This window comes from Paenibacillus sp. 4624 (genome assembly GCF_050435065.1).
Taxonomy (GTDB): Bacteria; Bacillota; Bacilli; order Paenibacillales; family Paenibacillaceae; genus Paenibacillus; species Paenibacillus amylolyticus_D.
Map to the genome: position 1 here is coordinate 72,837 of NZ_JBNDJR010000006.1, position 14,519 is coordinate 87,355.

14 protein-coding genes are annotated in these 14,519 nt (G+C 47.2%); 8 read left to right on the forward strand and 6 right to left on the reverse strand.

Features of this window, described 5'->3' with window-relative positions:
• Window positions 1–72 precede the first annotated feature (72 nt).
• On the forward strand, window positions 73–1,116 hold the full coding sequence (locus ABIE27_RS15175) for a 2,3-butanediol dehydrogenase (RefSeq protein WP_123062941.1): 1,044 nt from the start codon (window positions 73–75) through the stop codon (window positions 1,114–1,116).
• 195 nt (window positions 1,117–1,311) lie between these two features.
• On the opposite strand, the gene ABIE27_RS15180 is transcribed toward ABIE27_RS15175, so the two are convergent.
• A complete protein-coding gene (locus ABIE27_RS15180; protein WP_123062942.1) occupies window positions 1,312–1,827 on the reverse strand; it encodes a GNAT family N-acetyltransferase in 516 nt (171 codons plus the stop codon).
• Between the two features lie 179 nt (window positions 1,828–2,006).
• Window positions 2,007–2,774, reverse strand: a complete 768-nt coding sequence (locus ABIE27_RS15185; protein ID WP_429350860.1) for an AraC family transcriptional regulator — start codon at window positions 2,772–2,774, stop codon at window positions 2,007–2,009.
• A 210-nt stretch (window positions 2,775–2,984) separates the two neighbouring features.
• Between ABIE27_RS15185 and ABIE27_RS15190 the strand changes: the two genes are divergently transcribed.
• From ABIE27_RS15190 to ABIE27_RS15215, 6 genes are all read left to right on the forward strand, one after another.
• Window positions 2,985–5,303, forward strand: a complete 2,319-nt coding sequence (locus ABIE27_RS15190) for a glycoside hydrolase family 127 protein (protein ID WP_123062944.1) — start codon at window positions 2,985–2,987, stop codon at window positions 5,301–5,303.
• A 141-nt stretch (window positions 5,304–5,444) separates the two neighbouring features.
• On the forward strand, window positions 5,445–5,675 hold the full coding sequence (locus ABIE27_RS15195) for a Uma2 family endonuclease (RefSeq protein WP_345789250.1): 231 nt from the start codon (window positions 5,445–5,447) through the stop codon (window positions 5,673–5,675).
• A 167-nt stretch (window positions 5,676–5,842) separates the two neighbouring features.
• Window positions 5,843–6,229 (forward strand): hypothetical protein, encoded by a 387-nt coding sequence (locus ABIE27_RS15200; RefSeq protein ID WP_429350984.1) that lies wholly within the window; start codon window positions 5,843–5,845, stop codon window positions 6,227–6,229.
• A 656-nt stretch (window positions 6,230–6,885) separates the two neighbouring features.
• On the forward strand, window positions 6,886–7,617 hold the full coding sequence (locus tag ABIE27_RS15205; protein WP_429350861.1) for a hypothetical protein: 732 nt from the start codon (window positions 6,886–6,888) through the stop codon (window positions 7,615–7,617).
• Between the two features lie 12 nt (window positions 7,618–7,629).
• Window positions 7,630–9,318 carry a vWA domain-containing protein gene (locus tag ABIE27_RS15210; RefSeq protein WP_123062946.1) on the forward strand — a complete coding sequence of 563 codons (1,689 nt, stop codon included), beginning with the start codon at window positions 7,630–7,632 and terminating at the stop codon, window positions 9,316–9,318.
• 59 nt (window positions 9,319–9,377) lie between these two features.
• The gene (locus tag ABIE27_RS15215; protein ID WP_090917471.1) at window positions 9,378–10,517 is read left to right on the forward strand and encodes a toxic anion resistance protein; all 1,140 of its coding nucleotides are present in this window, start codon (window positions 9,378–9,380) and stop codon (window positions 10,515–10,517) included.
• Window positions 10,518–10,607: 90 nt separating this feature from the next.
• Here ABIE27_RS15215 and ABIE27_RS15220 read toward each other — a convergent pair whose 3' ends face one another.
• From ABIE27_RS15220 to ABIE27_RS15235, 4 genes are all read right to left on the reverse strand, one after another.
• Window positions 10,608–11,222 (reverse strand): hypothetical protein, encoded by a 615-nt coding sequence (locus ABIE27_RS15220; RefSeq protein WP_429350862.1) that lies wholly within the window; start codon window positions 11,220–11,222, stop codon window positions 10,608–10,610.
• Window positions 11,223–11,333: 111 nt separating this feature from the next.
• Window positions 11,334–11,648 (reverse strand): hypothetical protein, encoded by a 315-nt coding sequence (locus ABIE27_RS15225; RefSeq protein ID WP_123062948.1) that lies wholly within the window; start codon window positions 11,646–11,648, stop codon window positions 11,334–11,336.
• Window positions 11,649–11,777: 129 nt separating this feature from the next.
• Entirely contained in the window at window positions 11,778–12,815 is a 1,038-nt protein-coding gene (locus ABIE27_RS15230; protein ID WP_429350863.1) for a cupin domain-containing protein, read from the reverse strand.
• 90 nt (window positions 12,816–12,905) lie between these two features.
• Window positions 12,906–13,499: a TetR/AcrR family transcriptional regulator gene (locus ABIE27_RS15235; RefSeq protein ID WP_123062950.1), complete on the reverse strand. Its 594-nt coding sequence runs from the start codon at window positions 13,497–13,499 to the stop codon at window positions 12,906–12,908.
• A 195-nt stretch (window positions 13,500–13,694) separates the two neighbouring features.
• Between ABIE27_RS15235 and ABIE27_RS15240 the strand changes: the two genes are divergently transcribed.
• Window positions 13,695–14,453, forward strand: coding sequence for an SDR family oxidoreductase (locus ABIE27_RS15240; protein ID WP_123062951.1), 759 nt, complete (start codon window positions 13,695–13,697; stop codon window positions 14,451–14,453).
• Window positions 14,454–14,519: the final 66 nt, after the last annotated feature.

Here is a 14,519-nt window from a genome sequence, read left to right on the forward strand (position 1 = left end):
GAATAGCGATATAATATATAGACAAGCAGGACATTCTTGTATTAACAGTTTAGATAAAAGGGGATGTACAGGATGAAGGCAGCAGTATGGTATGGTCATAAAGACGTGCGTGTGGAAGACCGCGAGGTTCCGGTTGCACAGTCGGGTCAGGTGCAGATCAAAGTTGAGTATGCCGGAATCTGCGGCAGTGACTTACACGCATATCATCATGGCGTAGGTATTCAAGAAGGAGAAAATCACCCGCTCTCAGGACAAAAAGCGCCGCTGACACTGGGACATGAGTTTGCGGGAACAGTAAGTGCTCTAGGTGATCATGTAAGCGGTATCAACATTGGCGATCGCGTAGTGGTGGAACCTCTCTACCATTGTGGAACGTGTGAGTACTGTATTCAAGGTAGATACAATCAGTGTACTCAATTTGGTTTTGTCGGATTGAACGGGGATGGCGGTTTTGCCGAATATGTAGTAGTCGAAGCATATATGGTGCACCCGATTCCAGATCAAGTTTCCTTTGAAGAAGGGGCACTGGTAGAACCAACTGCGGTTGCTTTTCATGCCGTACGACACAGCAAGCTGAAAGTGGGAAATAAGGTAGCTGTATACGGGGCAGGGCCGATTGGTTTGCTGACGATCTTGTCAGCCAAAGCGGCGGGAGCATCTGAGGTTTACGCTGTCGATGTTTTCGAGGATCGTCTGGAACTGGCAGCTAAACTTGGCGCAATTCCGGTAAATAGCAGTAAGGTGGATGCAACACAGGTCATTACGCAGCAATCGGGTGGAATTGATGTTGCGTACGAAGCAGCTGGCGTGCAACCGACGATGGACAGTGCTGTGTCAGTGATTAAAAAAGGTGGGGAAGTTGTGGTAATCGCCGCGATTCCGAACCCGCTTCACGTAAACTTCTTCGACATGCTGGTAAAAGAAGCGAATCTGACAGCTACACTGGCGTACCGACACATCTTCCCTGAGGTCATCTCACTCATTGCTGAAGGCGCACTTGATGTGAAGCAGGTAATCACCAAAAAAATTAAGCTGCATGATGTTGTGCAGGACGGACTTGAGCTGCTGATGAGCGATAAGAGTCATGCGAAGATTCTGGTTGAGATTGGCGGTTAATCTCAGGTTCGAGATACTAACCTTGTAACGTTAAGATATCAGGTTTAAACGAGAGGGCTGTTCCTCTTGTCATCTACAGATGGCAGGAGAGCAGCCCTTTGTTTCATGGGTATAAAGAGACGTAACATTTTCCAGAATGTACGATTACTTTGGATAGGCCTGGTAAGTCCGTATTATATGTCGTCCGTTAAGGCCTTATTTTATCTCGTAACGATAGCAGATTGCCTGCCCTCCGCCCTCTACGGGACTGAACTCCTGATCTTCAATAAAGCCAAAACGTTCATATAACCGGATGGCATTCACCATCTGACCACCGGTATAGAGATAAACTGCATTTTTGCCCAGCTCCTTCGTGGATTCCACACACCGCTGAAGCAGTTCACGGGCAATGCCATGTCCTCTCCACTCGGGATCAACACCCAGCAGACGAATAAATGGATAATCAATCGGCAGATCAAAATTGGGATAGGCTTTATGTGCTGTTTCAAATAACTGAACAGTACCGACAATCCGATCTTCGATCTTGGCTACCCATAATTCAGTCAAGTATGGATTGTCCACAGATTCACGGATATCTTTCAGGTAGGCTTCCCAACGATCCGATTGTTCAAACGAGCTCTGGTATTCCGCGTAACTGGCAACCAGAATGTCAACAATCTCAGCATGGTCAGCTGGAGAAGCAGGATGAATCGTAATGGCAGCCGTCGTCATGTCTAAATTCTCCTTTTCTTATGAGTAAAGTAGGGAATGAACTTTCCTTGCATTATAACATAGTGAATTCAAGCTAAGATATTGGAATGTTCTATAAGAACTTTTAACTTTTCTATATCTTATTCTAGGTTGTTTGAAGCTCCTAAGGATATCAGGCTAAAGGTGAGTCCGTTCTTAATCTATAAACGATTCAGCTGTGTACTGTATAGGTGATTGCGATATTCGGTCGGCGTACTGGCCTCGTGCTGCTTGAAGGTGCGCAGAAACAGCTTGTAGTCACTAAAACCGCATTGGGCTGCAATCTCCTTCACACTGGCGTTGGTATTGAGCAACAATCGTTTGGCACGGCGCATGCGTTCGGTGAGGATATACGTTTTGAGTCCGATCCCTTTTTCCCGCTTCACCATTTTGGAAATATAGTCCTTGTTGAAATTAAAGTGCTCCGCAATCTCACTCACCGTAATATTCAGATGCAGATGGATATCGACCCATTTACAGATGTGATCCACCACGGCGTTATGCGGGCGATAGTCTGTGCGCAGATTACGTTCTATTTCTTTGAGAAGTAATAGCGCAGCAGCATCCGCCTCTTCGGACGAGAAGGAAGATACATGCAATAACTGCTTAAACAGTTGATTCGCCATGGAAGGAACCTGAATGGTTGAATGGGTTGGAAAATCAACAAATAAGCCTGGCGCTGTCCCGTAATGCATCCAATAGAAGCTCACAGGTGTATCACTGATCTGGTAACCATAATGCGTTCTGCCCGCCTTTAAAAATAAAAGATCATCCGCATGAACAACGTATCGTTTGTCATCCTCAGCAATATACATCTCACCTTCCAGCATCAAAATGTTCTCATGAACCGGCATGCTTCGCCGCATATGACTCCAGTTACCCTCTGATATGAATTTTCCACATAAATAGTGCTCCACTGGTTTTGACATAGGACGGATTTATCCACCTTTTCTTGGATTCTGAGTCTGCTGTAACTGTAGTTTATTTGATAATATGAGGACATTCAAGGGTGGATTCTAGATGGCTGAGATAAGTTCTGGCCTAAGTACAACACGGATTTTATCCTTTATTGCTGAATTCAGACCTACTGAAAAAGAAACCATTTGAAGTTTATTACATATGCCAAAGGAGCGAGCCGCATGATCGATACGAGAAAAGGATTTCTGGGCCCCGCACAGGTTAACTTGCTGAAAGGTCCATTTCAAACGTCACAGCATATCGGAGAACGCTACTTGTTATCACTGGAGATCGACCGCTTTCTGGCTCCATGTTATGAAGCCCACGGGTTAACACCTCGCAAGGAACGTTATGCAGGCTGGGAGTCACGCTCGATTAGCGGACATTCCCTCGGACATTACATGTCGGCCCTCGCGGTGACGTATCAGGCAACGGGGAATTCCGCCTTAAAGCAAACGCTAGATTATGCTGTGAGTGAACTGGCGGCAATTCAACAGACGACGGGCAGCGGATATATCGGAGGTTTGTCGGAAGAGGCTTTCCGGATTGCTTTTCGTGCGGAACATATCGGTGGATTCAACATTGGTGAATATTGGGTTCCGTGGTACAGCGTGCATAAAATCTATCGCGGTCTGATTGATGCTTATCAAATGACGGGCAATGAGCAGGCGATTGAGGTGGTTACACGTTTTGCGGATTGGGCAGTGGAGGGACTGAACTCCATGACCGAGGAGCAGATTCAGACGATGCTGCTATGTGAGCATGGCGGGATGAACGAAGTGTTTGCCCAACTATATGGGATTACAGGGAACGCAGCCTATCTACAGGCGGCCCGGCAATTTACACATCAACTCATTCTGGAGCCGCTCGAGCAGGAGCGGGATGAACTGCAAGGAAGGCATGCCAACACTCAGATTCCGAAAGTCATTGGCGCAGCCGAAATCTACAATCAAGACCCTGTACAGACATCGTACCGGACAGCGGCACAATTTTTCTGGAATACAACCGTGAAGCATCGTTCTTATGTCTTTGGCGCGACGAGCATATCCGAGCATTATGAAGCAAAAGGCATGGAGAGCCTTGGCATCAAAACCGGGGAGAGTTGCTGTACCCACAACATGATGCATCTGACGAAGCAGGTGTTTGCCTGGAACCCGGACAGTGCTTACATGGACTATTATGAGAACGCTGTCTATAACCATATCCTTGGCACGCAAGACCCGGATACGGGCAACAAGACGTATTTTGCCTCTACGTTGCAAGGTCATTATAAAATCTATGGCACACGTGATACGGCCTGGTGGTGCTGTACCGGATCAGGCATGGAGAACCCGGGAAAGTATGCGGAGGCAATTTATTATGAGGATGAACAAAATTTGTATGTGAACTTGTACATCGCATCCGAACTGGAATGGGCTTCACAGGGACTGGCATTAAAGCTGGAAACCGACTTCCCCTATTCGGAAAAAGGGTCCCTGACAATCACCGAAGGCAGCGCCTCGGCTTGTCTAAGGCTACGCGTGCCCTCCTGGCTCCAGAAGCCAATGACGGCAACAGTGAACGGGGATTCGGCCCAGTCGTATACACGTCTGGAACCCGGCTACTTGTCCATCGACCGCACCTGGTCAGCGGGCGATGTCATCACCATTACGCTGCCGATGGCACTGCGCAAATATACAGCCCGGGATGATGCCCACAAGGTGGCATTCCAGTATGGCCCGATTGTGCTTGCTGGTGCGCTTGGCAGCGAAGGGCTTCCCGAGGATACCATTATCGACGAAACTGCACTGAATCCGAAGACGGCTCCGGTTCCTATCATCCGAACGGAAGAAGTGGATGTGAGCAAGTGGATCAAGGTTGTCGATAAAGAGACGCTTACATTTGAGCTTAGCGAGAAAGTGACGTCCACCGGAGAAGCCGTGAAGTTGATCCCGTTCTATGATGTGCATCATGAATTCTACACGGTGTATTGGGCGTTGAATGATGAAGGGGATGCGCTGGAGAAAGCCCTGAACGATATCACCGTCGATAGCGTGCAGCCAGATGGTCAGCAGGATGAGATCGGGCATCGACTGGAGAGCAATTGCCGCGCAGAGCAGTACAATGGCTCCGGTACAGACGGGCGTAACAGGTTGTATATGTGGCGTGAGGCATACGGGGTGAAAGAAGCGGCATTCAGCTACCGCTTGGCTGTAGAGCCGGATGCTTTAAATCATTTGTGCGTAGCCTATTGGGGCGGGGATTATCTGCATTTTGACCGAGAGGGTATTCGGTATGAGCGGCAGTTTAACATTTTGGTGCAAGATGTTGTTGTAGGGGAACAGCGCATTCATATGAACAAGATCGGCGAAATATTCCGTGTCAGCTATGAGATCCCGGAAGAAATCACGAGAGGTAAAGAGAGTGTAAAGGTAACATTCCAGGCAATTGGGGACAAGGGCTGCGCGGGGAAAGTAACGGAGGTTCGCACAACACGCAGCAGACCGGATTTTTTAGTGTGAGCGTCCAGTAACAACAAATCATCTGTTCGATGATTGATATGAAATGAAGTTATTCCAGTGATATAATGGAAGCAGTGCATGTGCATACTATAAAATTACGAAACAAAATGTACACAAGTAACTAAAAGAGGAGGTGGAGTCGTGTCAAAACCTGATAATACTGGCGTTTACCGCTTTGAGGACTGGTTAACCTGGGATGGAGCATGGGAATTGATTAATGGAAAGGCATATAATATGTCTCCTGCGCCTACCTCCTTACATCCGTTTATAGTGGGCGAACTGCACTTTGCTTTACGAACGTTTTTTCAGAATCGGCAATGTTATGTATTTGTTGCCCCCTTTGACGTTTTTTTCAGCGAAAGTGAGCAATAGGACATGCCCGATCATGTCGTGCAACCCGATCTTTCCGTGGTATGTTCCAATGATCAGATTTCCAAAAGTGGTTGCCATGGAGCGCCTTCGCTAATCATAGAGGTGTTATCTCCTTAACGGCACTTAAGGATTTTAATGAAAAATTTAATCTATATCAGAAATTTGGCGTGAATGAATATTGGATTGCTGATCCAGGTAATCAGACGGTTCACGTGTGTATACCCTTGAGGATGGGCGATATCAGACGCGCCACTTGTTCTCTGAAAAGAAACGATACAATCCGTATTATATCCCGACCTGAGCATTTCGCTGGATGTACTCTTCAAACTTGGATAAGTCATGTTGATCATATTAGCGTCCCAGCACATGTTCGAAATTCTAACGATCCGTACGGAGCTTATTTGGGCGATTTAGGCATGTTGAGAAATCTAACGATCACCAGCGACGCTATTTTAGCCAAAACGGCCTCAAATCAATGGAATCACATCTCAAATGTGAAAATAACGTTTCTCATGATCGTTACATTCTGGGCTGGACTAAAATACACCAAATAGCGTCATCTGTGATCGTTAGACTGATGATGGGTAGTGAGTAGGTCGGATGCGGATGTGACGAACAATAACGTACACAAGACGAAATGGGAGTATTCGCCGTTTCGTCTTTTTGGCATGCAATTCCCTCAAAAAATCTCATTCTCGCACCCCATCCTACTTATCCGCTTAAAGACAAGTCTATATAAAAAATGACACGCAACCTGATTTTCCACGTATTACCGGATAACATTTCATTTACCGCTAACGCACCTCTGTAGCTCCTGGTTGTGCAGCGGTTCTTCTAATCTAGAAGCTGTGAGCTCGTTTTGTTTTGTCCCTGAAAAGGATAATGGGATAAGCTCTATCCACGTATATTACTATTAAGAGCGCTGCTCCGACATCATAGCTTATGGAGTACCCATATCTGCGCGAGTTTTCTTTTAAATATCAGGTAAGAATCATTCAAAAATCATTCAAAAATCACTCGGAGATTACTCAAACTTCAAGTCAAACATCTCCTTTTATAGCGCTCTAATATTAACGTAAATATCCCTTACCATTTTCCAATCCTATCCACCTGAGAGCGTTCACATCATGTACAATAAGAAGATGAGAGACAGGGAATATACGACATTTAATCCTAATATCTAACATGAAAGGAGGCCTTAGGATCGACCATGACCAGGTACATACAATTGTTTGGGCTCATCATTGGCATCGTGGCCGTGAATGTTCTGGCCTTCTCCCCAGGTTTTGCCGGACTTGGATTCGGAGAGAGTGCATTCCAGACCGCGCTTTCCGTGACGCTGCTCTTTGGCAGCGTACTTGCACTTTTCTATGGCAGTTACAATTTATTGTTCAAACAGCCGGTCGTTTTGCCTGTGAGACAGATCGAAACCCATGAAGATTATGTAGAGGCTTTATCTTTTTACAGACGCATCAAAATCCTTGAAGAAGATATTACGCTCGGGTTGTCCCAACTGAACCGGATGAAAAAGAAAAAGGAAACCCTGATGAACGTGCTTCATCAACGGTTTGATCCCGGCGAGCTGAGCTTTAAGAAATTCGCTTCGGTCACGGAAGAGGTGGAGAAGCTGTTATATCTGAACATTCGCAGCATACTGAATCGACTGAACGTCTTTGATGAAGCCGATTATGCCAGCATGATGAAAGCCAAATCCCCTACGATCCCGCAGAAGCTTTTTCAGGAAAAAACGAAAGTGTACAACGATTACCTGACCTACGTGAAGGACTCGCTTCACACGAATGAAGAGATTTTATTGAAGCTGGATCAGCTGTTGCTGGAGATTTCGCGCCTGGACAGCTTCGAAGCCGGAAATATTGAGCAGATGCCTTGTATGCAGGAGATTGATCAGTTAATCAAGCACACCAAATTATACAGACAGTGAGGGGTTGCACCTATGGCAAAGAAGGGAAAGTTTTTTCTCATATCCATGATCATGTTAGTCCTAGTATTTGGTCTTGTTTATGGAGGAATCACACTGACATCGAACTTTGGCAAGTCTACCACACAGGTCACGACCGAAAATGCAGGTAAGGAACTTGGCAAATTGTACGCGGACATTGCACCAGCTACAGCAGAACCGGTGAAAGGACAGATTGACCTCGATCCCGTGGATGTTGCAGAATCCTTGCCGGACATTTCAAAATTCCCGGTTACAGTGGAGAACACGACCAATGATTTCGTTGAAATCTTCTCCTCCACCGAGAAGTCAGGCAACGGTGTGGATGGATGGTTAACCGAGGTTGCAGAGGCTTTTAACCAAGCGAACATCACGGCTGGCGGCAAACAGATATCAGTTAAAATCCGTAATATTGCTTCCGGTACAGCCACGGATTACATCAAGTCCGGCAAATATGTGCCCGATGCCTTCACACCGTCCAATGAGCTGTGGGGCGAGATGGTGGAGGCCAGCGGAGTGAAGACCAAGCTCATTTCGAAGCGGCTTGTTGGCAACGTGCCGGGAATCGTCATCTCCAAAGCCAAATATGATGCACTTGTGAACACCTACGGCTCCGTGAATGTGAAAACGATAACGGAAGCCATTGCAAATAATGAGCTTACGATGGGATATACCGATCCGTTTGCGAGCTCCACTGGACTTAATTTCCTGGTTACCGCATTAAATACGTATGACAGTGCCAATCCGCTGGGCGAGAAAGCCATCCAAGGCTTTGAGAAATTCCAGGCGAATGTGCCATTCACAGCGTCCACCACGATTCAGATGCGGGAAGCGGCCAAGTCGGGCAGACTGGATGCTTTTGTACTGGAGTATCAGACCTATGTGAATACGGCCGATCTGAAGAGCGGATATGTGTTTACCCCATTCGGTGTAAGGCATGACAGCCCGCTGTATGCCCTTGGTCAACTGCCGCAGAACAAACAGGAGATCATCCAGAAGTTTGCCGATTTTGTCACGCAGGATCAGTATCAGAAAAAAGCAGCAGAATTCGGCTTTAACGGTCTGCAAGATTACAAATCCGAGCTGGCTACGGTAGATGGTGGAACATTGCTGTCCGCGCAGAAAGTCTGGAAAGAGAAGAAAAATGGCAGTAATCCAATCGCAGCAGTATTCGTAACGGACGTATCCGGGAGTATGGCGGGGGAACCGCTCAACCGTCTTAAAGAATCTTTGCGCAAAGGCCAGAAGTATCTCGGTACCGACAACAGCATTGGCTTGGTTTCTTACTCCAGCGACGTGACCGTGAATCTGCCGATTGCGAAATATGATACGAACCAGCAATCCATGTTTGTCGGAACGGTGGATAGCCTGCAAGCGAGCGGGGGGACGGCGACATTCGATGGCATTGTGGTCGCGATGAAAATGCTGGAGGATTACAAAGCAGCTAACCCTAACGTGAAACCGCTGATTTTTGTTCTGAGTGATGGCGAGACGAACGAAGGACATTCGCTCAAAGATATTCGAGACCTGGTGGAAACGTACAAAGTACCGATCTACACGATTGGATATAACGCCGACATCAAGGCGCTGGAGAGCATCTCCAGCATTAACGAGGCAGCGAGCATTAATGCGGACACCGACGATGTCGTCTACAAAATCGGAAACCTGTTTAACGTACAGATGTAAGTCTATATTAACGTTCATATGTAAGCAGATACGGATGTAACTAAAAGGGGGAACTGCGAATGTCGTTTACGATGGAAATACCGAGCCAGAAGGAAATTCAGAAGGTGATTGAAGAAGAGATCAAACCGGTGCCCGCCGAGGTGGCGGAACTGCAACAGGTAGCCACTTCGAATGTGGATATGATCATGAACCTGGACCTCGAATCCCTGGAGAAGCGCAAAGAAATTTTGCAATCCATTGACGGCTTTGGCATGAACACGATGCGATCCTCTTCCGAGAAAAACGCGCTGCTTCAAGTCTCCGTTGGACATCTGTCCAAGACGGGAGACGAGGGCGGTCAGGTCGCCAAAGGTTTGACCGAGCTGCACATGCAACTGAAGGATCTCGACCCGAGCGTGGTCGATTTCGCCAAAACCGGCTTTCTGGGCAAGCTGTTCAACCCGCTGCGCGCGTATTTCCTCAAATACCAGAAAGCCGACGCCGTCATCGCCGATATTGTCGTTTCACTCGACAAGGGCCGCGCCACGCTGCGTAACGACAACACCACGCTTGAGATCGAGCAGCAGAGCCTGCGCGAACTGACCAAGCGGCTGCAGAAGGAGATTCAGCTTGGTATGCTGATGGATGAATCCATTGATACACAGATTGAGACAGCCAAGGTGCGCGGGGAAGATCCCGAGAAGGTGCGTTTTATTACCGAGGAAGTATTGTTCCCGCTCCGTCAGCGGGTCATGGATCTGCAACAGATGCTGGTCGTTAACCAGCAGGGAATCATGGCGATTGAAGTGGTCATCCGTAATAACAAGGAACTCATCCGCGGTGTAGACCGGGCGAAAAATGTGACGATCTCGGCGCTGAAGATTGCCGTCACCGTTGCCAGTGCATTATACAACCAGAAGATTGTCTTGCAAAAAATCGAGTTGCTTAACCGTACTACGAATGATCTGATCGCCGGTACATCCAAAATGCTGAAGGATCAGGGGACAGCCATCCAGAAGCAGGCTTACGAGGCAAGTATCTCAGTGGATACGATGAAGCAGGCTTTCACGGATGTGCTTTCCGCCCTGGACTCGATTTCGGTTTACAAGCAGGAAGCCCTGCCTAGAATGCGCGAGACGATCGGTCAGTTCCGTGAACTGGCGGAGAGCGGGGAACAGCAGATTCAGCGATTAGAAAAAGGACAGAAGCTTGGTCTGTAACCAATCAATGAGAATAACCAGAAAAAGCAACCATTCCCTAATGACTAGTTAAGGATGGTTGCTTTTTTTTGCGATGATTGCATACAGGCATTACTCGTACCCGATTTTGTCAGCATACGCTAACAATGACTCAGTAACTTGGTCGAGAATAACATCGGCAGCTTTAACTTTAGCATTACCTTGTTGAAGGATCGTGTAGTTCACTTTGTTTTTGGAAACAGCTTGTTTGTAAAGCATATAACCTTCAAGCTGCATATAAGTTCCTTTGATGAAGGAGGTATGAATTTTTTTGATTTCTGGGTTGTTGGATTGAATCAGTTTTGCTTTGGAGACGAATTTGGTATAATTCGGAATCACCGTATTCGTCAGCTTGAGAAACATCGATTTTCGATTCGCTGAAGATACGGTGCCACCTACACTACTCAAGGAATCAATGGCTTTAGACTCATAGGGCTCGATAGCAAAAATCTGATCCAGATATTGTTTTAATTCCGCTTTTTCCTGAATAAACTCATCTTCTGCCTCAGGCTCTTCTGTATCGTCTATTAAATCTCCTTCAGACTGATTTTCGTCCGCAAACTCGTCCTGATCCCAATATGTAGAGAGTTCTTCTTTGGCAGCATTGGCTTGAGGAGCAGGAAAGAGAAGCACCCCGCCAAGCAAAATGAAACTGGTCATTAATGAGATAATACTTGATCTTTTCATGTGAAATGTCACCTCCTTTTATCCTATTTCTGCACTCCTCTATAGTATACATGAAGCCGAGTGGGATTTCCTAGAACTAAAGGTGAAAAACGGTTGGCCCGCAAATTCGGGTCAACCGTTTTTTAGACGCTGCATATAAACAACATAGGGGATAACCAGGACAAGAAACAACAGAGCTACAATGAGGGATAGGAGCAGACAGCTATTAACGAGCATCCAGGCGCCCATTGCCGCGCCAATGACAAAAATATACCAAGATAGTGCCAACACAGCCCGCTCGGACGCGGGAGCTCTGCCACGTGCAGCAAGCAGTACAAGAACGGACGATAACAAAAGCCGGGAAAATCCCGGCTCCAAACGTTCTATCGTGTGTCCGATCCTCTCGTTATTAACTTTCGGGGAAGACGAGTCATGTACGGAATGCATAGGCATCTGTCCTCCATTTTCAGGTAACCATCGGGTTCGCTTAATCTCGCTTAAGTTTAAGTTGCCATTCCCTTAACTGAGCTAATCTCCGGAAATGAACCTTGCAACACTCACGTATAGCCTTCTTTGTTATTTTCCCTTGTTCTGATCCGGTGCAATAAACAACGTATCGTCAGGGAGCTGTTCAGCTTCCTCGCGGGACATGCCCAGATTTGTGGAGAGCACGTCTACCGGATTGCCCGCGATCCATTCACTAAGATCAATGGCTTCATAATGTCCACTGTTGAATCCAATGAGTACACGGCAGACATCATCACCCGTATTTTTGATGTAATGCCCCGCACCCATCGGAGCGTAACCAATGTCTCCAGCTTCAAACTGCTCCGTTACGGCCTGGCCTTCGGCAAGAAATACCGTCATCTCTGCGCTGCCGCTAATGTAATACTGCCACTCATCCGCGTTTGGATGCCAGTGCAGTTCCCGCAGAGCGCCCGGTTGAAGCTCGATCAGAGAGCCTGCCATCGTGGTGGAGATCGGGAAGTCTTCGACGGTTACCGTACGCTGCGTACCGCCGCCTGGCGCGCGTCGTGGCTGTTTGGCATGCAAGGGATAACGATGCGGCGCGGTAAGTTCCGAGTTGCGGCGATAAGTCGCAGAGGGGGAACTGTCATCCGGTACCGGACCTTTGGCAAAATAGGCTTCGCCCTGATTCAGTTTGGCAGCCTGCTCTGGCGTAATACCGAGATTCTGAGCCACGATGTGATCCGGCGTCTGAGTCAGAAAATCAGTAATACTGAACGTGTGATCCTCCGAAAAATCCCCATTGTCAAAAATCAAAATGAAGTGGCATTCGTCCGGTCCCAGCCCCTGAATGGAATGACCGTATCCGCGTGGGAAATACCATACATCTCCGGGTTCAAAAGTATCTGTATACGCATGTCCGTCGGGATGGATAACGGTGGTGCGGCAGGAACCGCTGATCACATATGCCCACTCGGCCGCATTCGCATGCCAGTGCAGTTCACGCATGCCGCCTGGCGCAAGGCGCATGGATACTCCCGCAATACCGATGGATGCGGGGAAGTCATGAACCGAGGCTCCGCGAGTGATGCCGCCGGGACCGGTACGGGGTTCTTTTTGCTCAAGACGATACTTGAAAGATTTCATCATCATTCCTCCTGCTTCAAATTTGAATTCACGAGACAATGTGTAAATAATTGAATAAGGGATATAGTATTATACCCATATTTTGAGAAATTATTCAGTTTTTAATCGTTGTGCGGGCGTGTAATGAATAATTTTAAATAACTCTTCCGCCATGTAAGTGGGACTGTGTTTGAAATCCTGTCTAATCCACTCCATGATCATGCCAAATATGGCGTGAGACTGATAACTTGCGAGCAATTCCGGGTTAATATGGGGCGGGAAAATATGATTCAGATCCTGCAACGATAGATCACGCAGCACATCACAAATCATACGCTGAAAGCTGGAAGAAGCTTCGGATTGCACAGCGAGTGTGTAGAATTGGGCGTGCTGATGCACATGTTCGAAGATGGTAATGGCGGAAGAGGGCATAAGACCCACCTGAAATTCCTTCATTCCCTCATAAGGCTTCCGAAATGAAGTCACCAGATCCTGAGTCACATCATGCAGGATTTCGTTGAACAGGTCTTCCTTGTATTGATAATGTCTGTAAAAGGTTCCCCGGTTCAGATCAGCTTGCTGAACAATATCCGAGATGGAGATTTCCTTGAAATTACGTTTCTGCATCAAGTGAAGGAGAGCTTCCTTCAATGCGGCTTTGGATTTGCGGATTCGTCGATCCATCGCGTCTGATGTTTCGGGCATTGGAATTCCTCCCAGGTGGGTATTTATAAAAGATAACGTACAAACAGGTGACAGCCTGTTGTTTAACGTACAATGGGACAAGTTTTTACTGATTGTATCGAAAAGCTATGACTTATTATACTAAGGATAAGAGATAATGAACATTTGTTTGTTATCTTTGTGTAAACGAATACATTTTAAAGGAGACATAGACAAATGAAACTTCAAAATAAAGTGGCCATTGTCACAGGTGCAGGATCGGGAATGGGGAAAGCCATTGCCACATTGTATGCACAAGAAGGGGCCAAAGTCGTGGTTTCCGATATCAATGAAGAAGCTGCTCAGGCTGTCGTTCAAGAGATCGAGGCAAAGGGTGGAGAAGCATTCGTGCTGCTGGCTAATGTAGCGAAAGAGGAAGATGTGCAGCAACTTATTGATCAAACGGTGAGTAAATACGGTACAGTAGACATTCTGGTCAACAATGCGGGTATCATGGATGGGATGGAGCCAGCTGCGGATATTAGCGATGAGCGGTGGGAAAAGGTTTTTGCGGTGAACACAACAAGTGTGATGCGCACCACACGTAAAGTACTGCCAATCTTCCTGGAGAAACAGCAAGGTGTTATTGTCAATATTGCGTCAGCAGGTGGCTTGCATGGTGGACGGGCAGGAGCCGCATATACGGCTTCCAAACATGCTGTGGTGGGCTTTACCAAAAATACAGGATACATGTATGCCGAGCAAGGCATTCGTTGTAATGCGATTGCACCAGGAGCCGTTGCGACGAACATCGGCGCATCCATGACAGGTATTAACCCGTTCGGTGCGGGACGGCAGCAACAGGGGATGGCGATCAACCCACGGGTAGGAACGAGTGAGGAGATTGCTAAGGTAGCTTTGTTCCTCGGATCGGAAGAGTCCAGTTTTGTAAATGGTACCGTCATTACGGCTGACGCAGGCTGGAGTTCGTACTGATTTGTTGGCAGATCGTGCCTTGGGGTAGAAAATAGTTCTGCCGTTTAATAATTACAGAAAAAGAAA